This is a genomic window from Burkholderia sp. Ax-1719 (assembly GCF_011753055.1).
GTDB lineage: Bacteria > Pseudomonadota > Gammaproteobacteria > Burkholderiales > Burkholderiaceae > Paraburkholderia.
On the sequence record NZ_VWWJ01000017.1, the window covers coordinates 101610 to 126628 of the forward strand.

Here is a 25019-nt window from a genome sequence, read left to right on the forward strand (position 1 = left end):
ATTGTTTTGTAACAATGCTTGGGTGAAAATCTCAAATTGAGATAATGTTCGAATATGCGAGTGATCTCCAATAAAGCCTTGACCGACTTTGCCGCTGAGCAGCCTGATGCGGGCGTTCCGTTGCAGATCTGGCGCAAGACGATTGAGGCTGGAGTATTCGCTAATTTCGCGGAATTGAAGCGCGCCTTCAATGCTACTGATAAGGTCGGCGCGTTTTACGTGTTCGATATCGGTGGCAACAAATTCAGACTGGTAGCTGCGGTACATTTCAACGCCCAGAAGCTATACGTGCGCCATGTTTTTACGCACAAGGAGTACGACAAATGGAAGCCTTGAGTTTTTCACGGAACGATATCGAGGAGCTGGCCGTGCATTTCGAGGCTATCTCGGAGAAAGTGCCGCTCCATCCGATCCATTCGGACGTTGAATATGATTTCGCGGTTCGTGCGCTCAACGCTTTGTTGGACGCCGGTGCAGCCGATGAAGGCCATCGGTTGGCTTCCCTTGTCGATACGCTGGGCGACTTCATCAGCGAGTACGATGATGTGCACTATCGACTGCCCGATGCATCGCCGGCTGTTGTATTGAAGGAGTTGATGCTGGCGAATGATGTCAAGCAATCTGATTTGCCTGAGATTGGCAGCCAGGGAGTCGTGTCAGAAATACTGAGTGGAAAGCGGGAGCTGAACGCACGCCAAATTGGTGAGTTATCTCGCCGCTTTCATGTGAGTCCTGCCGCTTTCTTTCCGGCCTACTGAGACTATCATCGCCGCGTGTCGCGAAGAGATTCACGCGATGCGCACGAGAAATAGAAAAAGCCGCTGTTTCTTTCGAAACAGCGGCTTTCGCATTTGGTGGCGAATCAGGGATTCGAACCCCGGACCTGCGGATTATGATTCCGTCGCTCTAACCGGCTGAGCTAATTCGCCTTGAGAAGAAAGATTATGTATGGTCCCCGACACCCTGTCAAGCGCTTTCGCAAAACTTTTTCAGGACGCCGGGACCATCGCCGGAACCGCGCGTTGCCAGATCGCTAATCCTGCGCGTAGATATCCGAGTCCTTGGTCTCCTTCACGAACAGCATGCCGATCACAAACGTCGCCAGCGCGATGATGATCGGATACCAGAGCCCCGAGTAGATATCGCCGCGCGCCGCCACGATCGCGAACGCCGTCGCGGGCAGGAAGCCGCCGAACCAGCCATTGCCGATGTGATAGGGCAGCGACATCGACGTATAGCGGATCCGCGTCGGGAACATTTCGACCAGCATCGCCGCGATCGGCCCGTACACCATCGTCACGAAGATCACGAGGATGGTGAGGATCACCACCGTCATCGGCCAGTTGAGTTGAGCGGGGTCGGCCTTGAGCGGATAACCCGCGCTCTTCAATGCGCCCGAGAGCGTCTTGTCGAACGCCGCGCCCGCCTCCTTCGCGCCTGGCGCCTTGCCGTTATAGGTGTCGATGGTCGTGTCGCCCACCTTGATCTGCGCGAGCGTGCCCGCCGGGGCGGCCACGTTCGAGTAGTTCAGACCGGCCTTCGACAGCGCGCTCTTGGCGATATCGCACGACGACGTGAACTTCGAGGTGCCCACCGGGTTGAACTGGAACGAGCATTCGTCGGGATTCGCGATCACGACGATCGGCGCACGCGCGGTCGCGGCTTCGAGCGCCGGGTTCGCGTAGTGCGTGAGCGCCTTGAAGAGCGGGAAGTAGGTGAGCGCCGCGATCAGGCAGCCGGCCATGATGATCGGTTTGCGGCCGATCTTGTCCGACAGCGAGCCGAAGAACAGGAAGAACGGCGTGCCGATCAACAGCGCCAGCGCGATCAGGATGTTGGCGCTGGCGCCGTCCACCTTGAGCGTCTGCGTCAGGAAGAACAGCGCGTAGAACTGGCCCGTGTACCAGACCACGGCCTGGCCTGCCGTCACGCCGATCAGCGCGAGAATCACGATCTTGAGGTTCATCCACTGACCGAACGCTTCCTTGAGCGGCGCCTTCGACACCTTGCCTTCGGCCTTGATGCGCTCGAAAGCCGGGGATTCATGGAGTTGCAGGCGAATCCACACGGACACCGCAAGCAGCAGGATCGAGGCGATGAACGGCACGCGCCAGGCCCATGCGCCGAACGCTTCTTCGCCCACCGTCGTGCGCACGCCCAGAATCACGAGCAGCGACAGGAACAGGCCGAGCGTGGCGGTCGTCTGGATCCACGCGGTGTAGAAGCCGCGGCGTCCGGGCGGTGCGTGTTCCGCGACATAGGTGGCCGCGCCGCCGTACTCACCGCCGAGCGCGAGGCCTTGCAGCAGGCGCATCAGGATGAAGATCACTGGCGCGGCAATGCCGATCGACGCATAACCCGGCAGGAAGCCGACCACGAAAGTCGACAGACCCATGATGACGATGGTGACGAGGAACGTATGTTTGCGGCCCACCAGATCGCCCAGGCGGCCAAACACGATTGCGCCGAACGGGCGCACCGCGAAGCCCGCCGCGAAGCCGAGCAGCGTGAAGATGAAGCCCGCAGTGGGATTGACGCCGGAGAAGAAGCTCTTGCTGATGAAGGCCGCGAGCGAGCCGGCCAGATAGAAGTCGTACCACTCGAACACGGTGCCGAGCGACGACGCGAAGATCACGCGTTTTTCGTCGCGGGTCATCGGCGCGTGCGAGACTTGTCCGCCAACGGTTGCCATATGTGTCTCCAGTTTTGATGTGCGTGTGGGCCCGCGTTCGAGGCGGTCCTGCGCAGCATTATTGGAATGGAAACTTACGGGGTTCTGACGTTTGAGGGCACGTTCGGGTAACGGCGAACAACGTGCGTGATGCTTCCAAGTGTGCGCAACGTGATGCCTATGTTGCTCAATATTGGTCTAATTGTCTTGATCGAGTTTGTTCGCTGGCGATTGGCGGCGCGCCGCTAAGGGAAAGTCCCATGCCGGTTTCTGACGCTCTTGGCGTCAGGTTTGGCCCATGCGTGTCAGTTTGAAGGGCGCAGGCGCAACGTCACGCGCACCAGCGTTCCTGCCAGGCGCGGCGTTTCCTGATAGACGTGATCGTCGATGGCGAGCGTGCCGCCGTGCATCGTCGCGATCTCGCGCACGATGGCCAGACCCAGACCGCTGCCTTCGCCATCGCGGCCCAGAATGCGGTAGAAGCGCTCCTGCACGCGCTCGCGCTCGGCCACCGGAATGCCGATGCCCGTGTCTTCCACTTCCAGATGCACCGCGCGCGCAAGGGGCTCGGGCCGCACGCGCACGGTGATGCGGCCGCCCGGCGGCGTGTAGCGGATCGCGTTGTCGATCAGGTTCGACAGCAGCTCGCGCAGCATCACCGGATTGCCGTCGACGAACACGGCCGCTGACGGGGCGTCGGCGTTTTCCGCATTATCCGGGTGGGTTTCGTCCGGGCCTTCATAGCCCAGGTCCATCTGCCGCGCGAGCGCGGGCTGCACCCAGTCGCGCACCGCATGACGCGCGACTTCGGTGACATCGACGGGCGTGAAGACCTGCCCCGACATGCGGTTCTCCGCGCGTGCGAGCGCCAGCAGTTGCGTCACCAGCCGCGCCGCGTGTTCGGAACTCATCGCGATCTGTTCGAGCGAGCGATGCACCTCGGGCGACGCGTCCTGGCGCAGCGCAAGTTCGGCCTGGGTGCGCAGGCCCGCGAGCGGCGTCTTCATCTGATGCGCGGCATCGGCGATAAAGCGCTTTTGCAGTTCCATGTTCTGTTCGAGCCGCGTAAGCAGATCGTTGAACGAGGTCACAAGCGGCTCGATTTCGGGCGGCGCGCGGCGCGCTTCCAGCGGCGAAAGATCGTCGGGGCGGCGCATGCGCATGTTCGATTGCAGCGCATGCAGCGGCGCGAGCCCGCGCGAGAGGCCGAACCACACCAGCAGGATCGCGAGCGGCAAGATCACGAACTGCGGCAGGATCACGCCTTTGATGATGTCGTTGGCGAGCGCGCGGCGCTTGTCGAGCGTTTCCGCAACCTGCACCAGTACGGCCTGCGAGCCGGCAAGGTGCGGCGGCTCGACCGTCGTATAGGCCACGCGGATGTCGATGCCGTGCAGCGTATCGTCGCGGAATTCGACGAGGCCGGGCGAGGGGCGATCGTCGTCGCGCGGCAGCGGCATGTCGCGGTCGCCGCCCACCAGTTCCCCGCGGCTGCCGAGCACCTGGTAATAGACGCTGTCGACGTTATCGGCGCGCAGGAAGTCGCGTGTGGAGTCGGGCAGCGTCAGTTCGGCCACGCCGTTGACTGGGTGGATCTGGCGCGCGAGCACGTAGGCGTCGGTTTCTAGCGCGCGGTCGAACGGGCCGTTGGCGATCGATTTGGCAACCAGATACGTGACCGCGATGCTCATTGGCCAGAGCAGCAGCAGCGGCGCGAGCATCCAGTCGAGGATTTCGCCGAAGAGGGAGCGCGGGCGCGCCGCGGCGGTGGCTTCGGCTTCGTCGGGCGGGGCGAACGGATTGGCGTAGCGGGCGTCGCGCGCTTCGTCGTCGAGAGCCGGATCGGCCATCGTGCCTGCTTATTTGAAGTAGTGGCTGGACGGCATGACGGGCGCGGCGGTCTGAGGCTCCGCATGCGCCGGTTTCGCGGGCGCGACCGCGGCAGGCGAGGCGGCTTCCTTCTCTTTTTCCAGGCAATAACCGAGACCGCGCACGGTCACGATCTGCACGCCGCCCGTCTCCAGCTTCTTGCGCAGGCGGTGCACATAGACCTCGATCGCGTTATTGCTGACTTCTTCGCCCCATTCGCACAGGTGATCGACCAGTTGTTCCTTCGACACCAGTCGCCCGAGCCGCTGCAGCAGCACTTCGAGCACACCGAGTTCGCGCGCCGACAGATCGAGCACCTGCTCATGGATGCGCGCGACGCGCCCCACCTGATCGAACGACAGCGCGCCGTGACGCACGACCGTCGGGCCGCCGCCCGCGCCGCGCCGGGTGAGGGCGCGCACGCGCGCTTCCAGTTCGTTGAGCGCGAAGGGCTTGGCCATGTAGTCGTCGGCGCCCAGATCGAGCCCTTTGACGCGCTCGTCCACGCTGTCGGCGGCGGTGAGGATCAGAACGGGGAGGTTGGAATTGCGCGCGCGCAAACGTCGCAGCACTTCCAGACCGGGCATTTTTGGCAGGCCCAGATCGAGGATCAGCAGGTCGAAAGTCTGCATCGACAAGGCGGTATCGGCATCCACGCCGGTACGCACGTGATCAACGGCATAGCCCGATTGGCGGAGTGATCGGACCAGACCGTCCGCGAGTATGCTGTCGTCTTCGGCAATGAGGATTCGCATGGTGCGCAAGCGTTGCCTTCGAAGCGTCCCGGGAGCTGGCTGGGCGCGCTTCGCAGCACCGGCGCCGCGTTCGCAGGCTTGGGGCCTGACAGGGCGGCGTACGGCGGTCTCCGAAATTCGCGGTTTCGGCACGCGCGTTAGTTGAAAACGTGCTTGCCAAAACTACTGTTTTTTTATACAGTGTCTGGGTTCGTTAGCACCGCTCGCCATCCGCCACTCAAGTGCCGCCGGCGGCCGCGTGCATCGTCATCAGACGCCGTTCATCATAGCAAAGGACGATTCATGGAAGATAGCAAGAAAGGCTCGGCTGGGCTGACTGCTGAGAAGAGCAAGGCGCTGGCCGCCGCGCTCGCGCAGATCGAAAAGCAGTTCGGCAAAGGGTCGATCATGCGACTCGGCGACGGCGAAGCGGTCGAGGACATCCAGGTGGTCTCCACCGGCTCGCTCGGCCTCGACATCGCACTCGGCGTGGGCGGTCTGCCGCGCGGCCGTGTGGTCGAGATCTACGGTCCGGAATCGTCGGGCAAGACCACGCTCACGCTGCAGGTGATCGCCGAACTGCAAAAGATCGGCGGCACGGCAGCGTTCATCGACGCGGAACACGCGCTCGACGTGCAATACGCTTCCAAGCTTGGCGTGAACGTGCCGGAACTGCTCATTTCGCAGCCGGACACGGGCGAACAGGCGCTCGAAATCGTCGACGCACTGGTGCGCTCGGGCTCGATCGACATGATCGTGGTCGACTCGGTCGCGGCACTGGTGCCGAAGGCCGAAATCGAAGGCGAAATGGGCGACTCGCTGCCGGGTCTGCAGGCGCGTCTGATGTCGCAGGCGCTGCGCAAGCTCACCGGCTCGATCAAGAAGACGAACTGCATGGTGATTTTCATCAACCAGATTCGTATGAAGATCGGCGTGATGTTCGGCAACCCGGAAACCACCACGGGCGGTAACGCGCTGAAGTTCTACGCCTCGGTGCGTCTGGACATCCGCCGTATCGGCTCGATCAAGAAGAACGACGAAGTCATCGGCAGCGAAACGCGCGTGAAGGTCGTCAAGAACAAGGTCTCGCCGCCGTTCCGCGAAGCCGTGTTCGACATTCTTTACGGCGAAGGCATTTCGCGTCAGGGCGAAGTCATCGACCTGGGCGTGCAGGCCAAGATCGTCGACAAGGCAGGTGCGTGGTACAGCTATAACGGCGAACGCATTGGCCAGGGCAAGGACAACGCACGCGAATTCCTGCGTGAAAACGCCGATATCGCCCGCGAAATCGAAAACCGTATTCGCGAATCGCTTGGCGTGAGCGCCATGCCGGCTGGCGCCAACGCCACTGGCGAAATCGAAGTCGCAGACGAAGAATAAAGTCTGCGAGCGTGCCGGTCAGTCCGGCCTCACGATGCCATGATGCATAAACGCGGTTCCGCTCCGGTGCCGCCGCAAGCGGCTCCATCCTCGTCTACGGGCGAGGAGGAGCGGTCGTTTGCATCATCGCCTGCATCACAGATTTCATCGTCTGAACACAGTACCCCAAGCCGCGACGCCGCTACAGGCGCTCGCGGCTTTTTGCATTCTGCGGCCCGAAACATGCATCACCACGATTTCGACGATGACGAATCGTTCGACGCGCACGATCTCGCCCGTACTGCCGCGCAAGGCGGCAAAGACGCTAGCGAAGACGCGCCACCCGAAGCCGACCGCTACGAGCGCTCGTCCGCCACCCGCGCCGCGCGCAAGGCGGCCAGCGCGTCCACCAGCCGACAGCGCCCCGAACGCTCGCTCAAGGGCCGCGCGCTCGGTTATCTCTCACGTCGCGAATACAGCCGTGCGGAACTCTCGCGCAAGCTGATGACCTATACCGAAGACGCCGATCAACTCGAAGCGCTGCTCGACGCGCTTGAGCGCGACGGCTGGCTCTCGGACGCGCGTTTCGCGGAAAGCGTCGTGTATCGCCGCGCTTCGCGGCTGGGCGCGGGGCGCATCGTCAGCGAACTCAAGCGCCATGCCGTAGGCGAAGCGTTGATCGAAGAGCTGAATTCGCAACTGCGCGAGACGGAACTCACGCGCGCCCGCGCAGTCTGGCAAAAGAAGTACGGCACGTTGCCGGAGACCCCCGCCGAGCGCGCGCGTCAGGCCCGATTTCTCGCCGCGCGTGGTTTTTCGATGTCGATCATCGGCAAGATCCTCAAAGGCATCGAAGACAGTTTTGAGGGTGATTTTTAGGAATTTTGATCCTCGTGGATCAAAAAACGTCTGGAAACAAGCCTCTACAGGGGGTGCGGAATCGTGGCTGTCTCAAATAACCGGTATGCTAAAATCGAGAAGTTTTCCAAACCGGTCTGACCTAGCATGCCGCTCTCTCCGCCTGCGCCTCGCCAGTTGCGTCATCAGCGCGCTATCCGGGCGGTCGCCTATGAGCGTGAAGACGGCCTGTGGGACATCGACGCATGCCTGACGGATCACAAGCCGCGCGATGTGCCGCTGGCCTCCGGTATCCGCCCCAATGGTTTGCCGATCCATGAACTCTGGCTTCGTATCACGATCGATCGAAAGCTCAACGTCGTCGACGCCGAAGCGTCGTCCGACTGGGTGCCTTACGACGGTCAGTGCCAGAACGCCAATCCCGCCTATCGGGCCCTTATCGGCCTCAATCTCCTACGGAATTTCCGCCGCGAAGCGGGCCGGCTCCTCGCCGGCACGCAGGGCTGCACGCATCTCACAGAAATGTTGGGCGTGTTGCCGACGGTCGCCATCCAGGCGTTCGTGGGAGCCGTGTGGGAGTCATCGAATGGCAATCCGGGCGACGCGTCCGGACCGGATCTCGGCAAGACCGCCGGCGACGAAGCCGCCGGTGACACACCGCCTTTCCAGCTCGGCCGCTGCCACGCGCTGCGGTTCGACGGAGAAGCGGTCAAGCAGTTTTATCCGCGCTGGTATGCCCAGGCGCCGCATTCGCAAGAGCGCGGCCAGCAGCCTGCCAGCGTGCGCGAAGACACTGGACCGTGCCAGGATGGCAAGGCCGACGCCGTCGCGCATGAATAACAACAGCGGAAACGAAGTTCACTCCAACTCTCAGACTGAAGGGAATCACGCATGAAGATTCACGAGTACCAGGGTAAGGAAATCCTGCGGAAATTCGGCGTCGCGGTACCGCGCGGCAAGCCGGTGTTTTCGGTGGATGACGCGGTCAAGGCCGCTGAAGAGCTGGGCGGTCCGGTGTGGGTCGTCAAGGCCCAGATTCACGCGGGCGGCCGCGGCAAGGGCGGCGGCGTGAAAGTGGCGAAGACGCTGGAACAGGTCCGCGAATACGCGAACCAGATCCTCGGCATGCAGCTCGTCACGCACCAGACCGGTCCGGAAGGCCAGAAGGTGAACCGTCTGCTGATCGAAGAAGGCGCCGACATCAAGCAGGAACTGTATGTCAGCCTGGTCGTTGACCGCGTGACCCAGAAGATCGTGCTGATGGGTTCGAGCGAAGGCGGCATGGACATCGAAGAAGTCGCCGAAAAGCATCCGGAACTGATCCACCACATCGTCGTCGATCCGAACACCGGTCTGCTCGATTCGCAGGCTGACGACCTCGCCGCGAAAATCGGCGTGCCGGCCGCTTCGATTCCGCAAGCGCGCACGATCCTGCAAGGTCTGTACAAGGCTTTCTGGGAAACCGACGCATCGCTGGCCGAAATCAACCCGCTGAACGTCACCGGCGACGGCAAGGTCATCGCCCTCGACGCGAAGTTCAACTTCGACGCGAACGCGCTGTTCCGTCATCCGGAAATCGTCGCTTACCGCGATCTGGACGAAGAAGATCCGGCTGAAATCGAAGCCTCGAAGTTCGACCTCGCGTACATCTCGCTCGACGGCAACATCGGCTGTCTGGTGAACGGTGCAGGCCTGGCGATGGCGACGATGGACACCATCAAGCTGTTCGGCGGCGAACCGGCGAACTTCCTGGACGTTGGCGGCGGCGCCACGACCGAGAAGGTCACGGAAGCGTTCAAGCTGATGCTGAAGAATCCGGAGCTGAAGGCGATCCTCGTCAACATCTTCGGCGGCATCATGCGCTGCGACGTGATCGCGGAAGGCGTGATCGCGGCTTCGAAGGCCGTTGACCTGAAGGTGCCGCTCGTCGTGCGCATGAAGGGCACGAACGAGGACCTCGGCAAGAAGATGCTGGCCGATTCGGGCCTGCCGATCATCTCGGCGGACAGCATGGAAGAGGCTGCGCAGAAGGTTGTCGCGGCTGCCGAAGGCAAGTAATTTTCAGCGGATACGAATGACGACGTATCGGCGCGAATTCCGCATGCAAGCGGGGGACGCGACGTATGTCGTCAAGCGAACAGAGGTCAATACATGTCGATTCTGATTAACAAAGACACCAAGGTCATCACGCAGGGCATTACCGGCAAGACCGGTCAGTTCCACACCCGTGCCTGCCGTGAATACGCCAACGGCCGCGAAGCGTTTGTCGCGGGCGTGAACCCGAAGAAGGCCGGCGAAGACTTCGAAGGCATCCCCATTTACGCCAACGTGCGTGAAGCCAAGGACGCCACCGGCGCGACCGTTTCGGTCATTTACGTGCCGCCGGCAGGCGCTGCTGCTGCGATCTGGGAAGCCGTCGAGGCCGACCTCGATCTGGCGATCTGTATCACGGAAGGCATTCCCGTCCGCGACATGATCGAAGTCAAGGATCGTATGCGCCGCGAAGGCCGCAAGACGCTGCTCCTCGGCCCGAACTGCCCCGGCACGATCACGCCGGACGAGCTGAAGATCGGCATCATGCCGGGTCACATCCACCGCAAGGGCCGCATCGGCGTCGTGTCGCGTTCGGGCACGCTGACGTATGAAGCGGTTGCGCAGCTGACGGCGCTGGGCCTTGGCCAGTCGTCGGCAGTCGGTATCGGCGGCGACCCGATCAACGGTCTGAAGCACATCGACGTCATGAAGATGTTCAACGACGATCCGGATACGGACGCCGTCATCATGATCGGCGAAATCGGCGGTCCGGACGAAGCCACGGCAGCCGAGTGGATCAAGGGCAACATGAAGAAGCCGGTGGTCGGCTTCATCGCTGGCGTCACGGCGCCTCCGGGCAAGCGCATGGGCCACGCTGGCGCGCTGATCTCGGGCGGTGCGGATACGGCCGAAGCGAAGCTGGAAATCATGGACGCGTGCGGCATCAAGGTCACGCGCAACCCGTCGGAAATGGGCCGTCTGCTGAAGTCGGTGCTGTAATTTCAAGACCGTCGGTCGCTCGTCGCATCATGGATGCGTGAGCGCCCAGCGTTTTTTGATATGCTTGCGGAATCCTTTCACGAGGTTTCCGAACAAAAGCGAGGGAGCCAGTCATGGCTGCCTCGCTTTTTTATTTGGCGCGCTTTTTAACGGATGCGCGCAGCTCAACTTCCCGACTTCATGCTCGAGTTCTTCACGACGCTCCATTGGGGCGCAGTCATCCAGATCATCGTCATCGATATCCTGCTTGGCGGCGATAACGCCGTGGTGATCGCGCTCGCCTGCCGCGACCTGCCCGCGCAGCAGCGTCTGCGCGGCATTCTTTGGGGCACGGTGGGCGCGATCGTGCTGCGCGTCGTGCTGATCGCCTTTGCCGTGGTGCTGCTCAATGTGCCGCTGCTCAAGTTCGCGGGTGGCCTGCTGCTGCTGTGGATCGGCGTTCGGCTGCTCGCGCCCGCGCATGCCGAACACGCCGACGTGAAGCCTTCCGACAAACTGCTGGGCGCGATCAAGACGATCATCGTCGCGGACGCGGTGATGAGCCTCGATAACGTTGTGGCTATCGCGGGCGCGGCCGAAGCCGCCGACCCGCAGCACCGCATCGCGCTGGTGATCTTCGGGCTGATGGTGAGCATTCCGCTGATCGTGTGGGGCAGCCAGCTCGTGCTGCGGCTGCTCGACCGTTATCCGGTGATCGTGACGCTGGGCGCGGCGCTGCTCGGCTGGATCGCGGGTGGGCTGATCGTCAACGATCCCGCGGGCGATCGCTGGCCGCTGCTCGACACGCCAATTGCCGAGTACGGCATGTGTGTGGCGGGCGCGCTCTTCGTGGTGGTGGTCGGGCATCTGCTCAAGCGTCGCCATGCGGCGCGCGCGCAGGGTTCGCATTGACGGCGTGTTGACAGAGCCGTTCTGACAGCGCCACGCCTAAGCCATCTGGCCGACTGCCCCGCAAACCGGGCCGCCGATACGATCGAAACGCCTGTTCACCCTCCGGTGGGCAGGCGTTTTTCGTTTCAGGAGCCCAGATGATGACCGTATCCCTCACTGTTTCAAGCCCAGCTTCACAAAACGACGCAAGCCCGCGCGCCGTTCGCTCGTTGTCCAGTCGCGCCGCGTCGATCGTGCGCTCTTGCCGCGCGATACTGCGCTGGGCCTCACCCGGATTCACCCTCATTGAACTGATGATCGTGCTGGCGATCGTCGGCGTGATCGCCGCTTATGCCATTCCCGCGTATCAGGACTATCTGGCGCGCAGCCGGGTGGGCGAGGGCTTGTCGCTGGCATCGGCGGCACGGCTCTCCGTCGCGGAAAACGCCGCGAGCGGCAATGCCTTCGGCGCGGGCTACACCGCGCCGCCGGGCACCCGCAATGTTTCCTCGGTGCAGATCGACGACGCGACCGGGCAGATCACCGTGGCTTTCACCACACGCATCGCGCCGGAGGGCAGCAATACGCTGGTGCTCGTGCCGTCGGTGCCCGATAACGCGGAAGCGCCTACCGCACGCGTCGCGCTCGCGCAGGGCTCGGTGCAAGGCGGCACGCTCACCTGGGAGTGTTTCGCGGGCGGCAAGACCGCTTCGTCGCTGGGCGCGCCAGGCTCGGGACCGTCTCCGGCCGAGGCGGCGACGCTGCCGTCCAATCTCGCGCCGCCCGAATGCCGCGCGTAAGCGTGAGCTGACGGATTGCGCCTAAGGCAGGCGCCAAGGTTGAGCGCCAAGTGAAGGCATGGGGTGTGCGCGCGGATTTAGTCCGGTTTTAGACCTGATTTAGTCCCCACGCTGCCGCACAGGGAGGGAAAAGTTTTGTATAGTGCGCCGTTGCCGACGCCCCCCATTCCCATGCCTTCTCCATTTGCGCGTTACCTTACGTTCGTCCTGCTGGCCCTTGCGCTGATCCTGCCGTATGCGGTCGTCAACCACACGTATCCGATCCCGACGTTCTATGCCGAATTCACGGCGCTCGCGCTCTACCTGATGGTGGGGGCGGGCGTCTGGCTGCTGGTGCGCTCCGCGCGCCCGGTGGTGGAGTTTGCTTCGCCCGTAGTCGCGCTCGTCCCGCTTGCTTTCGGGCTGCTGCTCGTCGTGCAGACGATTGCGCTGCCGGTTGCGCAGCCTTCGATGAACTGGCTCGGCGCGGGGTATCTGCTGGCGGCCTTCATGGCCGTGCATGCGGGCTACGGCATCGCGCGCGCCCAACTCGTGCGCACGGCGATGGTGTGGGGCGCCTGGGCGCTGGTGATCGGCGGGTTGTTCGCGGTGTTCTGCCAGGTCATCCAGTTGCTGCACCTCGAAGTGAAGGTGACGCCGCTCGTGGTGGCCTATAACGTGCAATTCGACCGCCGTCCGTTCGGCAATATGGCGCAGGCCAATCACCTGGCCACCTACATCGCCTTCGCAACGGCAGCCGCGCTCTATCTGGTGCAGACGCGCCGTCTGAACCTGCTGTTGTGGGTCGTACTGTCGGCGGTCTATTCGGGCGGTCTGGCGCTGACGGTGTCGCGCGGCCCGTGGCTGCAGATGGCGGTGATTACGGTGGCGGGCCTGTGGATGGCGCTGTCGGCGGCGCGCGGCGTGCGCGGCGAGGCGGAAAGCGGCGACAGTGGCCTCGCGGTGAAGGCCGGCCTGCGCGACTGGCTGGTGCCGTTGGTGCTGTTCGCGATCTTCGTGGCGGTGAACGCCTTCGTGCGCTGGGCCAACGTGCATTACCAGTTGCAGCTCGACCAGTCGGCCGCGGACCGCTTCAAGGACGCCGGGCAGATCGCGCCGCGTATCGCGCTGTGGCGCTACGGCTGGACGATGTTCAAGGAACATCCGCTGCTGGGCGTGGGCTGGGGCGATTTCCCGATCCACCAGTTCGAACTCGCGCGCACGCTGGGCGGCGTCGAGATCGCCAACAATTCGCACGACATCTTCCTGGACCTGCTCGCCAAGACCGGCGTGGTGGGCTGCGGCATCGTGCTGATCGGCCTGCTTGCGTGGTTCGTGCGCCAGCTGCGTGCGCGCCACACGGCCGAGCGCATTTTCGGCTTCGCGCTGATTGGCGCGCTGGTGATGCACGCGCTCGTCGAGTATCCGCAGCAGTACATGTTCTTCCTGCTGCCGGCGATGTTCGTGTTCGGCCTGCTGGAAACGAAGCCGCTGCGTTTCGTGCCGTCGCGCGCGGCGTTCGCGGCTTATACGCTGATCGTGTTCGGCGGCATCGCGTCGCTGTGGCCGGTGCTGCGCGACTACAACCGCTCCGAAGTCCTGTACTACGGCTCGCACCCGGCGCAGCAATACGCCGAAGCGCCGTCGTTCCTCTTCCGCGCATGGGGCGACTACGGCATGGCCACGCTCATGCCGATGAACGCCGCAAGCCTCACGACCAAGCTGGCGGCGCACGAGCGCGCAATCGCGCTGCTGCCGGGCGAAACGGTGCTGCGTCGCTATGCGGTGTTGCAGGCGCTGGCGGGGAATACCGATGGCGCGGCCGATACGGTGGCGCGTCTGAAGATCTTCGCGCAGGAACTGCACGACTGGCCGACGCAACTGGCGGCGCTTTACGGCCTGCTCGACAACGAGCCGACGCTCGCGGGGTTCAAGGCCGAGCTGGTGAAGCAGTACGGCAATCCGCCGGCCTCGGCCAGCGACGATGATGATGACGATTCGGATGATTGAAAGTCGAATCTTCTAGGAAGCTGTTTAGACCTGCTCACGTATCAAAGATCAATATTATGAGATCGCAAGTACTTGATATTTGCGTTTAGTATCGGTCAACTTGATACGTGATTAGGAGATTGGGAGCATGGCGTTAGACAGTGCGTATGAATATATCGTCGTTGAGACCTATATTCCCAGTTCCACTTCCGGGAGACACGGCAAGATACATGTGCGCCCGGTAGCGGGAGGAAAATACCCCACAACGTTGCACGTAGAGTGTTCAAAAAGATTGCGACGAGACTATCCCGTTGGAACCAAATTCAGACTTCTAGCGAAATTGACAGATCGCGAGGGCCTTGGACAATACCTTTACAGTAACTTTAACTGGGACTACGAAGTCGTGCGATAAATCGGATTTGTCGTGGATGTACCAACAGTTGTTCACGACGCGTCGCCTTCAAAGTAGTCAGAGTCGACCTTTTTCACATGGAAACTGGTTACCGTCGAAACCCCAACGTTGTGATCCACCATAAGCTTTACCAATTGATCGCCGTCGACGAGGATGATCTTTGAGGCGATAAAGCCGGCGTAATCCTTCGCTTCCCGCGTAAAAGTCGATGTGGTTATGAAAACGCCTTTGTTCGCCCGTTGACCCTGCAATGCCCCGGCGAATTTTTGAATTTCTGGTCGACCGACTGCACCTTCCCACTTCTTGGCTTGGATGTGGATGACATCAAGGCCCAATTTGTCTTCTTTGATCGTCCCGTCGATGCCGCCGTCGCCGCTACGCCCCAAGACACTTCCTGCGTCTTGCCGGGAGCCACCGTAACCCATAGCCACGAGCAGATCGACCACCAATCGCTCAAAAAAAGCAGGTGTTGAAGATTTGACCTGATCGAGCAGCTCGACTTCTAGATTGGCCCTTAATCGCTGATACGCCAGTGCGAAGGCTTCTTCAGGCGTAGACTCGTCATTCTCCGGAGCGTGATCGCCAGATTGCTGCATCGGCATGACCGCCGATCGTGTTTCACTAGATCTTCTCTGTCGAAACGCAATGAATTCTGGGTATACATCGAGAGATTTGTTATCGATTCGGCAGGGATTTTGCGCGAGAAGTGTTTTTCCGCGCTCAGTGATATTGACGTAGCCACGTCGTTGGGACTCAACTATACCTGCTTGCTTCAAGTACGTTCGCGCCCAGCCCACTCGATTATCGAATACCGGTGCAGTGCCGCTAGGAAGAAGCGTATTCCGCTTTTCGTCAGATAGTTGATGCTCATTCGCAAGCAATTCCACAACTTCTCTGAATCGATGCTCTTGACCATTTGCGATCGCTCTTAAGAACGGAAGCATCAGGGATTGGTAGTCCGGTATCGACATGGCTCTATTCAGTTGTTTCGGGTTCACGTTGCATGTACTTATGGATGTCAATCGCAGTGACTCACGCTTGCGCCACCCAATCTCCCGACTTCCCGCCGTGCTTCTCCAGCACGCGCACATCGGTGATGGTCATGCCGCGGTCGACTGCCTTGCACATGTCGTAGACCGTCAGCAGGCCGACCTGCACGGCGGTCAGCGCTTCCATCTCCACACCCGTGCGGCCCAGCGTTTCCACCTGCGCCGAGCAATGCACGCCCGGCAGCGCCTCGTCGAGCACGAAATCCACTTTCACGCGCGTGATGGCGAGCGGATGGCACAGCGGAATCAGATCCGAGGTGCGCTTGGCGCCCTGGATCGCGGCGATGCGCGCGACGCCGATCACGTCGCCTTTTTTCGCATTGCCGTCGCGGATCAGCGCGAAGGTCTCGGGCAGCATGCGGATCGTGCCGCTCGCCACGGCGATGCGTTTGGTCTCGGCCTTGTCGCCGACGTCGACCATGTGCGCGTCGCCTGCGGCGTCGAAATGTGTGAGTTCGGGCATGGGGATTCTCCGCTGCTTCATGGGGGCGCTTATCTTAACAGCGCGGCGAGCGGGCGCATCGCACGGTGCAAGCAGGGCGCAAGCCAGGTGCAAGCGCGGGGCGCGATCGAAGTCCAGCTACTACAATCGGCCCGTTCGTCGTCTTTATCTTACGTTCGCTTTCCCGATCCGACTTCGATGCCTCCGAAACGGCTGCTGGCTGCCTGGCTGTGCGTCGCGCTTGCCGTTCCGCCGCAAGCCTGGGCGCAGGCGTCGGGCGGCGGGGCGGGGACGCTCGCGCATGCAACTCAGTCCGCGTCCAGCAAGCTCACGCTGGGCGCGGCCCGGCCTGTCGTGCCTGCATCCGCGACCGGCTCGCGTTCCGCCTCGCTCAATTCCAGCGCGCCCGCGCTCGTCAGCGGTGCGCTCGACGATGCCGCCGAACCCGTGATCCCCGCTTCGATCGCGCAGGGCGTGTTCGGCACCTACGGCGGCGCGCAAAGCCGCTTCGCCCAGTCGTGGACCAGCGAGACCGGAGCGGGCGCGGCGCACGGCAGTCCTGGCGCGCGCACGCCTGCCTGGGTGCCGCAACTGCCCGACCTGGGCGACGGCTCGGGCGGCGCGCTCACGCCACAGGCCGAACGGCGCATCGGCGAGCGCGTGATGCGCGAAATCCGCCGCGATCCCGACTACATCGGCGACTGGCTCGTGCTCGACTATCTCAATGCGGTGGCCGCACGGCTGTCGGCGTCGGCGGCGGCGCAGTTCATCGGCGGTTATCGGCCTGACTTCGATCTCTTCGCGATGCGCGATGGCCAGATCAACGCGTTCTCGCTGCCGGGCGGGTTTATCGGCGTGAATACTGGGCTGATCGTGACGACGCAGACCGAATCGGAGCTGGCTTCCGTGCTCGGTCACGAGATGGGCCATGTGCTGCAACGGCATATCGCGCGCATGCTCGCGCAAAGCGAGCGCACCGGTTACACGGCGCTGGCGGGCATCCTGTTCGGCATTCTCGCGGGCGTGCTGGCGCGCAGCGGCGATCTGGGCAGCGCGATCGCGATGGGCAGTCAGGCGTATGTCGTCGATACCCAACTGCGTTTTTCGCGCGCCGCCGAGCACGAGGCGGATCGTGTGGGTTTCCAGCTGCTCGCGGGCGCGGGCTACGATCCCTGGGGCATGGTGGCGTTCTTCGAGCGGCTCGAACGCGCGTCGATGGGCGACGCCGGCGCGCCGGCCTATGCGCGCACGCACCCGCTCACCGGCGAGCGCATCGCCGACATGCAGGATCGCGCCCGCCGCGCGCCTTACCGGCAGCCGCGCCAGGCGGCGGAATACGGCTTCGTGCGGGCGCGAGTGCGTGTTTTGCAAGACCGCACGCGCGGCGAATATATCGATGAGATCGCGCGGCTGCGCGCGGAAATCGACGACCGTATCGCGCTCAATGTGGCCGCGAACTGGTACGGCATCGCCTTCGCCCAGTTGCAGCTCGAACGTTACGACGAGGCGCAGGCGTCGCTGGTGACGGCGCGCGCGGCCTTCGCGCAGTTCGAAGCGGGGGACGGCAGCAAGCAGCGCAGTTCGCCGAGCCTCGACGTGCTCGCCGCCGATATCGCCCGCAGCGCCGGACGCAGCGACGACGCCGTGCGTCTGGCGCAGGCCGCGCATGCGGCGTGGCCCGCTTCGCACGCAGCCACCGACAGCCTGTTGCAGGCCTTGCTCGTCGCACGCCGATTCAAGGAAGCGCAGACGCTGGCGCGCCGCGAGACCGAATCCGAGCCGCAGCAGGGCGCGTGGTGGCAGTATCTCGCGCAGTCGAGCGCGGGTCTGGGCGATCAGCTCACGCAGCGCCGCGCGCTGGCGGAGAAGTTCGCGATCGACGGCGCGTGGCCATCGGCGATCCGGCAGTTGAAGGAGGCGCGCGATATGAAATCGGTGGGCTTTTACGATCTATCGACGATTGACGCGCGTCTGCACGAGTTCGAAGCGCGCTACCAGCAGGAGCGCGCGGACGAGAAAGACCGCGGTTGATCAGGCCTGGGTCTTTTCTGCTTTTGCTTTCTTCTCGGGACTCTGAACGAAGTCAAAGCGTGCAGGCACGTCGGCGCGCGCGATGGCTTGAAGCGGCAGATCGGCGTTGGCGCGCCAGTGGAACGTGCCGCTCTCGCCCTCGTCGTCGAGCGTGGCGTGTTCCGAAAACGCGTCGAGATCGTGGTCGTGCAGCAGCGCCACATCGCTTTGCGTTTGATTCGACGAAGCCGCCGCGAACAGCACGCTGCCTTGCTCATCGAGATAAACAGCGGCGGGTTCGAACGCGTTGCCGGTTTGATCGGTGAGCTTGAGCGCGCCGTCCTGCGTTTTGGCGAGCCGCACGACCCACGGCGTGTATTCCAGCTCGACATAGACGCGCTGCGGCCCGTTCTGGAAATACCACTGCCCATCCGCGCCGCGCTCGTAATTGCGGCTGATGAAGGCGTTCAGCGCTTCGTGACGCACCGGCGTGCCGGGCGCGCTTTGCGCCTGATCGGCTTCGTCGCGCAGACGCCAGTGGCCGCGCGCATCGAGACGCAGCCAGCCGCTGCAATGGGGAACGTTGGGCCAGCGCGCGAGCGCCTGCTTGACGATGTCATCCATGAGAAGGTAGGTGAGGCGAAAGATAGTCGGTCACGCGCTGCGCGAGCCACATGCTGCGGCCCGGGAACGGCCCCGTCATAAAGCCGACGTGGCCGCCGTCTTCAGGCTGGTCCAGCTCGACGGCGGCGCTCACTTCGTGACGCGCGGGCAGCACTTCGCTGGGCAGGAACGGGTCGTTGCGGGCGTTGAGCAGCAGCGTCGGCACGGCAATCTCGCCGAGCTTCGGTCGCACTGTCGCCTGGGTGTAGTAGTCGTGTGCGCTCTGGAAACCGTGCAGCGGCGCGGTCACCACATCGTCGAATTCGTACATGTTGCGCGTGGCCAGCACGGCGTTGGCGTCGAACAGACCGGGAAACTGGTCGAGCTTTTGCAGCGCCTTGACCTTGAGCGTCTTGAGGAAGCTGCGCGTATAGATCATGCCGAAGCCGCTCGCGAGCATCTTGCCGCCCGCATGCACGTCGAGCGGCGCGGAAATCGCCGCGGCGGCGCTGACGATGCGCGCGTCCTCGCGCTGCTGCGCGAGCCAGTGCAGCAGCACATTGCCCCCCAGCGACACGCCGGCCGCGATGAGCGGGCCGCCATGCTGCGCGGCGAGACGGCGCAGCACCCAGTCGACTTCGGCGGCGTCAGCGAGATGGTAGAAGCGCGGCAGCAGGTTCATCGGCCCGCTGCAGCTGCGAAAGTGCGGGATCACGGCGTGCCAGCCGCGTGCGGTCGCGGCGGCGGCCAGCGCCCGTGCGTAGTGCGAGCCCGAACTCCCTTCGAGGCCGTGGAACAGCACGAAGAGGGGCGCGTTGGCGGCGTTCGAGGCGCTCGCGTCGACCCAGTCGAGTTCGATGAAATCGCCGTCGGGCGTGTCCCAGCGCTCACGCCGGTAGACCGGCATCGGCAGACGCGAAAACAGCGAGGGGACGATCGTCTGGATGTGTGCGCCGGGCAGCCAGAACGGCGCGCGGTAGGTGGTGTCGGACAGCGTGGGGAAGGGCGCGGCGGCATCGTGTGTGACATGTCCTGCCGCGTCGAATCTGGATGCTTCGTCGCCTGTCGTGCTCATGGCCGTCCCCTTCTTGCAACTGCGTGACTTCTTGTTCCTGCTATGCGGCTCGATTCACCTGCACGCCGGGCCGCATTCGAGCGGCCCACGCGTTTTACCTCAATGCAGGGCGCCCTGGCCGTGGCGCAGCTTGGCCGAGAACTGGCTGGCTGCATCGTCGGGCATCCTGCTCGCGTGAATGTGCGCGATGCGCCATTCGCCGCGTTCGTGGACCATCACGTAGGTCGTGAAGACCATCGCCGGGATCGCGTTCGGATCGACCGGGCGGTGCGCTTCGACGATCGCATAGACCACGGTGCCAAGGCTGTCGTACACGCGGATGTCGAGTGGTTCGATCGACACCGGCGCCGCTTCCAGCTGCGAGGCCAGACCCGCGCGGATCTCGGCCAGGCCGTGCAGGTGCGGGCCTTCGGCGGTGATGCAGCTAACGAACTCCTCGTCGATCCACAGGCCCATCAATGCGTCGACGTTGACCTCCGCGACGGCCTGGTAGTACGCGTTGAGAGTGTCCGCGGCGGCTTCGAAGATGTGGGCAAAACGTGGCATGGCTCGTTGATCTGATGCGCTTCGCGCGCGGGTTGGCGTTGGCTTCGGTTTGCTATGCCGCGACTGGCTTGCGTCCTGCGCGCTCCCTACGTCTTGCCCGGCGGGCTTTCCCGCGTATTCCCCCGCGCTGTCCCTCTCACTTTCCCCCGCGCTTTCCCTGATTGGGCGCGCGAGCCGGGTGCGGCGTCGGTGGCGTGCCGCACATCCACGTTGCCGGACACGTCAAACCGTGGCTCGTGCGCAACGTGGAGGTAGCGGGCAGACGTAATTCAGCGCTGGGCGACCAGCATGCCGCGCAAATCGTCGAAGACCTGTTCTGCGCTGAGATCGCGCAGGCACTTCTGATGCCCGAGCGGACACTCGCGCGCAAAGCAGGGGCTGCAATCGAGATGCAGCCATTGTACCTTTGCAAGCTCCGACAAGGGCGGCGTGTGGCGCGGATCCGTCGATCCGTAAAGCGCCACCAGCGGGCGGCGCAGCGCGGCCGCCACGTGCATCAGGCCCGAATCGTTGGTGACCACGGCGCTTGCGCGCGAGATCAGCGCACAGGCCTCGCCGAGCGCGGTCTGGCCGCACAGATTGCGGACATTGGGCGCCTGGTCGGCGATTGCCTGGGCGAGCGGTGCGTCCTTGGGCGAGCCCAGCGCGATGATCTGCGTGTACGGGAACGACTGGCCGACCATGCGCGCAAGCGCCGCGAAATGCTCGGGCGGCCAGCGCTTGGCCGGGCCGTACTCCGCGCCGGGGCAGAACACCAGCAGCGGCACGCGCGTGTCCAGGTTGAAGCGCGCGGACACCCGCGAGGCTTCGTTCGGGTCCGATTCGAGGCGCGGCAGCGGCAGATCGTCGGGCACCTTGGCGCCGGGCGCCCAGGCGAGCGCGGCGTAGTGCTTGACCATCGGCGGACGCTCGTCCTTGGGCGGATTGGCGTGGCGCACGTTGAGCAGGCCGTAGCGGCTCTCGCCCGTATAGCCGATCCGCAGCGGAATGTTCGCGAGCCACGGAATCAGCGCGGATTTGAGCGAATTCGGCAGCACATAGGCCGCGTCGTAGTGTTCGGCGCGCAGATCGCTCGCCAGTTGCCAGCGGCGCAGCAGTTGCAGCTTGCCGTGGGCGAGGTCGGTGGCGTAGACGTCGCGTATCTCGGGCATGCGCTCGAGGACGGGCGCAACCCAGGTAGGCGCAATCGCGTCGATTTCGATACGCGGATGCAGTTTTACGAGCCGCGAAAGAAGCGGCTGCGCCATCAGTGCGTCACCGATCCAGTTCGGTGCAATTACCAGCGCGCGGCGCATCGGGATTCAAAGTCCGGAAAAAGGCATAGGTTTCGGGCGCGGGCGGCCCCAAGCTAAAGGGCCAGCGACGTCGCGCGCGAAACGCGGTTAGGAAAAGACGCGCCAAAGCGCGTCGGGATCTGTGCAAAGCACGTGGCGTGCCGCGCAATGACCGCGTTAAAGGGCGTTAAAGGGCCGTTAAAGGCACGCGGTAATGTCGGGAATGCCAGGTTTTTAAAGCGCCAGGTTTGAAAAGCGCGCAGATGCCGCAAAGCGGTCAGGCGCGTCCACTTCGTCAATAACGCAGGGACACGCCCACCGCTTCGCGCCGGCCATCAGTGGCCGTGTACGACCTCGCCTTCCTTCAGCTTGTAGCGCGTGCTGCAGTACGGGCACTTGGCTTCGCCATGCGTCACGTCGATAAAGACGCGCGGATGGTTGCTCCAGCGCGGCATCGACGGGTTGGGGCAATACGCCGGCAGATCCTTGGCCTTCAGTTCGACCAGCGGCATTTCCTTGATTTCGCTCATGGGGATAATTCTCTGTGTAGCAGTGGGGCGCAAATTTCGTGGGACGCCGGGTCGTCAGACCTTGGCGAGCCAGTGCGCGTATTTCTCGTTTTTGCCGGACACGACGTCGAAGAAGGCCGATTGCAGCTTCTCCGTGATCGGGCCGCGCGAACCGGAACCGATGGTGCGGTTGTCCAGTTCGCGGATCGGCGTGACTTCGGCGGCGGTGCCGGTGAAGAACGCTTCGTCGCAGGTGTAGACCTCGTCGCGCGTGATGCGCTTCTCGATCACGGGGATGTTCATGTCGCGCGCGAGCGTGATGACGGTGTCGCGCGTGATGCCGTCGAGGCAGGACGCGAGATCCGGCGTGTAGAGCTTGCCGTTGTTGACGAGGAAGAAGTTCTCGCCTGAGCCTTCCGAGACGTAGCCGTCGACGTCGAGCAGCAGCGCTTCGTCGTAGCCGTCGGCGGTCGCTTCCTGGTTGGCGAGGATCGAGTTCACATACCAGCCGGAGGCCTTGGCGCGCACCATCGAAACATTCACATGATGGCGCGTGAACGACGAGGTCTTCACGCGGATGCCCTTGGCCAGGCCGTCTTCGCCCAGATAGGCGCCCCACGGCCACGCGGCGATCGCCACGTGAATGGTGTTGCCCTTGGCCGAAACACCGAGCTTTTCCGAGCCGACCCAGATGATCGGGCGGATATAGCACGACTCCAGCTTGTTCTCGCGCACCACTTCAAGCTGCGCGTCAGCCAGCGTTTTCGCGTCGAACGGCACGTCCATCTGGAAGATCTTGGCCGAATTGAGCAGACGTTTCGTATGCTCCGCGAGGCGGAAGATGGCGGTCCCGTTGGTGGTCTTGTAGGCGCGTACGCCTTCGAAGACGCCCATGCCGTAATGCAGCGTGTGGGTCAGCACGTGGATGTTGGCGTCGCGCCAGTCCACCAGCTTGCCGTCCATCCAGATCTTGCCGTCGCGGTCGGCCATTGACATACGATTCTCCAGGCGAGTGCAGTGAAAACGGTGATTAACGGTGCTTCAGCGAGCAAAAACGGAGCAAAAACGCTGAAAAACGGCACGCTATGCGCTGCGCATCACGGACGAAAAATCGCAACGAACAGCGATTCGTCCTGCATGTCGCGCCGATGTTCAGGCACGCTGCGCGAGCGTTTGGCAAATAGTTTGGCAAAGAGAACCATTCTAACGTCATTTATGCACCGTTAGCGCGCTCGCGGGCGCGCGCGGCGGGCGTTTGGGCGGTTTCAGGCGGGCTGCCAGGGCGCTTCGCGCCGAATTAGAGCGCGTTGCCCAGCGATTTCATCGGCAGGCTTCGGCACGCCGCGCGTTGAATGTCATGCTGCGTTGCACAATCGTAAGCTTCGCACTCAGCGTTCTCCCAAATACGGGACATTCGCCGAAGCACGCCTCAGATCATCCTGGCTATCGGCTAAAATACCGATCTCGCAATTCGATGCCGGCTCGTGCCGAGCGCCGAGCAAGCGACCCGCGCTGGCGCCTGGAGACGGCAGCCGCGTGGATCCCGCGCCGCGCCCGTCGCGCATTTCGCCGCCCTGGCTGCCTGAGGACACGCACACGCGTCCTCGCGGCCCGCGGACCTGCATCGTCTTGTCACCGCCTTCCCACCATCAAGATGACATGTCCATGAACAAGGTTCTGCGTCTTTCCGATCTGATCTCCGAAGGCAAGCTCAAGGGCAAGCGGGTGTTCATCCGCGCCGACCTGAACGTGCCGCAGGACGACCACGGCAACATCACCGAAGACACCCGCGTGCGCGCTTCCGTGCCGGCCATCAAGGCCGCGCTGGATGCGGGCGCGGCTGTCATGGTCACGTCCCACCTGGGCCGCCCGACCGAAGGTGAATTCAAACCCGAAGACTCGCTCGCGCCGGTTGCGAAGCGTCTGGCCGAACTGCTCGGCCGCGACGTGCCGCTGGTCGCCAACTGGGTCGAAAACGGCGTGAACGTGGAGCCGGGCAACGTCGTGCTGCTCGAAAACTGCCGCGTCAACAAGGGCGAAAAGAAGAATTCCGACGAACTCGCGCAGAAGATGGCCAAGCTGTGCGATGTCTACGTGAATGACGCTTTCGGCACCGCGCACCGCGCCGAAGCCACCACGCACGGCATCGCGAAGTACGCGCCGATCGCCTGTGCCGGTCCGCTGCTGGCGGCCGAACTGGACGCGCTCGGCAAGGCGCTGGGCGCACCGAAGCGTCCGCTGGTGGCGATCGTCGCCGGTTCGAAGGTCTCGACCAAGCTCACCATCCTCAAGTCGCTGGCCGAAAAGGTCGATCAGTTGATCGTCGGCGGCGGCATCGCCAACACGTTCATGCTGGCCGCGGGCCTGAAGATCGGCAAGTCGCTGGCTGAAGTCGATCTGATCGACGACGCCAAGGCGATCATCGACGCCGCGCGCGCTCGCGGCGCTTCGGTGCCGATCCCGACGGACGTGGTCACGGCCAAGGAATTCGCGCCGACGGCCAAGGCCGAAACCAAGAACGTCGCTGACGTTGCCGACGACGACATGATCCTCGACATCGGCCCGGTCACGGCCAATGCACTGGCCGCGCAGCTCGCGCAGGCCGGCACGATCGTGTGGAACGGCCCGGTTGGCGTGTTCGAATTCGACCAGTTCGGCAACGGCACGAAGACGCTGGCGGACGCCATCGCGAATTCGGGCGCGTTCTCGATCGCCGGCGGCGGCGACACGCTCGCGGCCATCGCGAAGTACAACATCGCGGACAAGGTCAGCTACATCTCGACTGGTGGCGGTGCGTTCCTGGAATTCCTGGAAGGCAAGAAGCTGCCGGCAGTGGAAGTGCTCGAAACCCGGGCGGCTTCCTAAGTGGCGCCGCGCGCCCCGGCCGGGAAGGCCACGAACAAGTTTCCTCGTGCGAGCGCGCAAAAGCGCGCCGCA

General features: G+C 63.4%; 23 protein-coding genes and 1 tRNA gene. 12 read left to right on the forward strand and 12 right to left on the reverse strand.

The genetic code is table 11. From position 1 onward, the window contains the following. The first annotated feature begins 54 nt into the window (after positions 1 to 54). Both F3J17_RS24490 and F3J17_RS24495 read left to right on the forward strand, forming a co-directional pair. Positions 55 to 336 (forward strand): type II toxin-antitoxin system HigB family toxin, encoded by a 282-nt coding sequence (locus F3J17_RS24490; RefSeq protein ID WP_167065059.1) that lies wholly within the window; start codon positions 55 to 57, stop codon positions 334 to 336. Beyond that, complete coding sequence (locus F3J17_RS24495; RefSeq protein WP_167065062.1) at positions 324 to 758, forward strand: transcriptional regulator; 435 nt, start codon at positions 324 to 326, stop codon at positions 756 to 758. Before F3J17_RS24490 ends, F3J17_RS24495 begins: the two co-directional genes overlap by 13 nt. 94 nt (positions 759 to 852) lie before the next feature. Here F3J17_RS24495 and F3J17_RS24500 read toward each other — a convergent pair. The 4 genes from F3J17_RS24500 to F3J17_RS24515 all read right to left on the reverse strand — a co-directional run bounded on the left by F3J17_RS24500 (position 853) and on the right by F3J17_RS24515 (position 5295). Next, a tRNA-Met gene (locus tag F3J17_RS24500) sits at positions 853 to 929 on the reverse strand. A gap of 104 nt (positions 930 to 1033) precedes the next feature. Further along, positions 1034 to 2692 carry an MFS transporter gene (locus F3J17_RS24505; protein ID WP_167065065.1) on the reverse strand — a complete coding sequence of 553 codons (1659 nt, stop codon included), beginning with the start codon at positions 2690 to 2692 and terminating at the stop codon, positions 1034 to 1036. Between the two features lie 284 nt (positions 2693 to 2976). Further along, the gene (locus tag F3J17_RS24510) at positions 2977 to 4521 is read right to left on the reverse strand and encodes a sensor histidine kinase (RefSeq protein WP_167065068.1); all 1545 of its coding nucleotides are present in this window, start codon (positions 4519 to 4521) and stop codon (positions 2977 to 2979) included. A gap of 9 nt (positions 4522 to 4530) precedes the next feature. Next, entirely contained in the window at positions 4531 to 5295 is a 765-nt protein-coding gene (locus F3J17_RS24515) for a response regulator transcription factor (RefSeq protein ID WP_167065071.1), read from the reverse strand. Between the two features lie 282 nt (positions 5296 to 5577). Between F3J17_RS24515 and recA the strand changes: the two genes are divergently transcribed. From recA to F3J17_RS24555, 8 genes are all read left to right on the forward strand, one after another. Beyond that, positions 5578 to 6654 (forward strand): recombinase RecA, encoded by a 1077-nt coding sequence (recA, locus tag F3J17_RS24520; RefSeq protein ID WP_167065074.1) that lies wholly within the window; start codon positions 5578 to 5580, stop codon positions 6652 to 6654. A gap of 39 nt (positions 6655 to 6693) precedes the next feature. Then, on the forward strand, positions 6694 to 7512 hold the full coding sequence (gene recX / locus F3J17_RS24525) for a recombination regulator RecX (RefSeq protein ID WP_167065077.1): 819 nt from the start codon (positions 6694 to 6696) through the stop codon (positions 7510 to 7512). 126 nt (positions 7513 to 7638) lie between these two features. Beyond that, positions 7639 to 8331, forward strand: a complete 693-nt coding sequence (locus F3J17_RS24530; protein WP_167065080.1) for a DUF2889 domain-containing protein — start codon at positions 7639 to 7641, stop codon at positions 8329 to 8331. A gap of 51 nt (positions 8332 to 8382) precedes the next feature. Next, positions 8383 to 9549 (forward strand): ADP-forming succinate--CoA ligase subunit beta, encoded by a 1167-nt coding sequence (sucC, locus tag F3J17_RS24535; protein ID WP_167065083.1) that lies wholly within the window; start codon positions 8383 to 8385, stop codon positions 9547 to 9549. Between the two features lie 93 nt (positions 9550 to 9642). Beyond that, positions 9643 to 10524: a succinate--CoA ligase subunit alpha gene (gene sucD / locus F3J17_RS24540; protein ID WP_027817870.1), complete on the forward strand. Its 882-nt coding sequence runs from the start codon at positions 9643 to 9645 to the stop codon at positions 10522 to 10524. Positions 10525 to 10704: 180 nt separating this feature from the next. Next, on the forward strand, positions 10705 to 11415 hold the full coding sequence (locus F3J17_RS24545; protein WP_167065086.1) for a TerC family protein: 711 nt from the start codon (positions 10705 to 10707) through the stop codon (positions 11413 to 11415). A 140-nt stretch (positions 11416 to 11555) separates the two neighbouring features. Then, positions 11556 to 12194 carry a pilin gene (locus F3J17_RS24550; protein ID WP_167065250.1) on the forward strand — a complete coding sequence of 213 codons (639 nt, stop codon included), beginning with the start codon at positions 11556 to 11558 and terminating at the stop codon, positions 12192 to 12194. Between the two features lie 171 nt (positions 12195 to 12365). Next, a complete protein-coding gene (locus F3J17_RS24555; RefSeq protein ID WP_167065089.1) occupies positions 12366 to 14183 on the forward strand; it encodes a Wzy polymerase domain-containing protein in 1818 nt (605 codons plus the stop codon). Positions 14184 to 14606: 423 nt separating this feature from the next. Here F3J17_RS24555 and F3J17_RS24560 read toward each other — a convergent pair whose 3' ends face one another. Both F3J17_RS24560 and moaC read right to left on the reverse strand, forming a co-directional pair. Further along, positions 14607 to 15545 (reverse strand): restriction endonuclease, encoded by a 939-nt coding sequence (locus F3J17_RS24560; protein ID WP_167065092.1) that lies wholly within the window; start codon positions 15543 to 15545, stop codon positions 14607 to 14609. A 61-nt stretch (positions 15546 to 15606) separates the two neighbouring features. After that, positions 15607 to 16086 (reverse strand): cyclic pyranopterin monophosphate synthase MoaC, encoded by a 480-nt coding sequence (gene moaC / locus F3J17_RS24565; protein WP_167065095.1) that lies wholly within the window; start codon positions 16084 to 16086, stop codon positions 15607 to 15609. Positions 16087 to 16263: 177 nt separating this feature from the next. Here moaC and F3J17_RS24570 point away from each other — a divergent pair, with 177 nt between their 5' ends. Then, positions 16264 to 18096 carry a M48 family metalloprotease gene (locus tag F3J17_RS24570; protein ID WP_167065098.1) on the forward strand — a complete coding sequence of 611 codons (1833 nt, stop codon included), beginning with the start codon at positions 16264 to 16266 and terminating at the stop codon, positions 18094 to 18096. Here F3J17_RS24570 and F3J17_RS24575 read toward each other — a convergent pair whose 3' ends face one another. The 6 genes from F3J17_RS24575 to F3J17_RS24600 form a co-directional block, all read right to left on the reverse strand. Continuing rightward, on the reverse strand, positions 18097 to 18699 hold the full coding sequence (locus F3J17_RS24575; protein ID WP_167065101.1) for a DUF2946 family protein: 603 nt from the start codon (positions 18697 to 18699) through the stop codon (positions 18097 to 18099). It abuts the gene before it with no gap. Next, on the reverse strand, positions 18692 to 19753 hold the full coding sequence (locus F3J17_RS24580; RefSeq protein ID WP_167065104.1) for a hydrolase: 1062 nt from the start codon (positions 19751 to 19753) through the stop codon (positions 18692 to 18694). The genes F3J17_RS24575 and F3J17_RS24580 overlap by 8 nt, the downstream gene beginning before the upstream one ends. 99 nt (positions 19754 to 19852) lie before the next feature. Continuing rightward, positions 19853 to 20299, reverse strand: a complete 447-nt coding sequence (locus tag F3J17_RS24585) for a nuclear transport factor 2 family protein (protein WP_167065107.1) — start codon at positions 20297 to 20299, stop codon at positions 19853 to 19855. 269 nt (positions 20300 to 20568) lie between these two features. Next, positions 20569 to 21594: a lipopolysaccharide heptosyltransferase II gene (gene waaF, locus F3J17_RS24590; RefSeq protein ID WP_167065110.1), complete on the reverse strand. Its 1026-nt coding sequence runs from the start codon at positions 21592 to 21594 to the stop codon at positions 20569 to 20571. Positions 21595 to 21908: 314 nt separating this feature from the next. Beyond that, positions 21909 to 22103 carry a zinc-finger domain-containing protein gene (locus F3J17_RS24595; RefSeq protein ID WP_027817860.1) on the reverse strand — a complete coding sequence of 65 codons (195 nt, stop codon included), beginning with the start codon at positions 22101 to 22103 and terminating at the stop codon, positions 21909 to 21911. 54 nt (positions 22104 to 22157) lie between these two features. After that, the gene (locus F3J17_RS24600; protein WP_167065113.1) at positions 22158 to 23078 is read right to left on the reverse strand and encodes a branched-chain amino acid transaminase; all 921 of its coding nucleotides are present in this window, start codon (positions 23076 to 23078) and stop codon (positions 22158 to 22160) included. Positions 23079 to 23747: 669 nt separating this feature from the next. Here F3J17_RS24600 and F3J17_RS24605 point away from each other — a divergent pair. Continuing rightward, entirely contained in the window at positions 23748 to 24947 is a 1200-nt protein-coding gene (locus F3J17_RS24605) for a phosphoglycerate kinase (protein WP_167065116.1), read from the forward strand. The last annotated feature ends 72 nt before the right edge of the window (positions 24948 to 25019 follow it).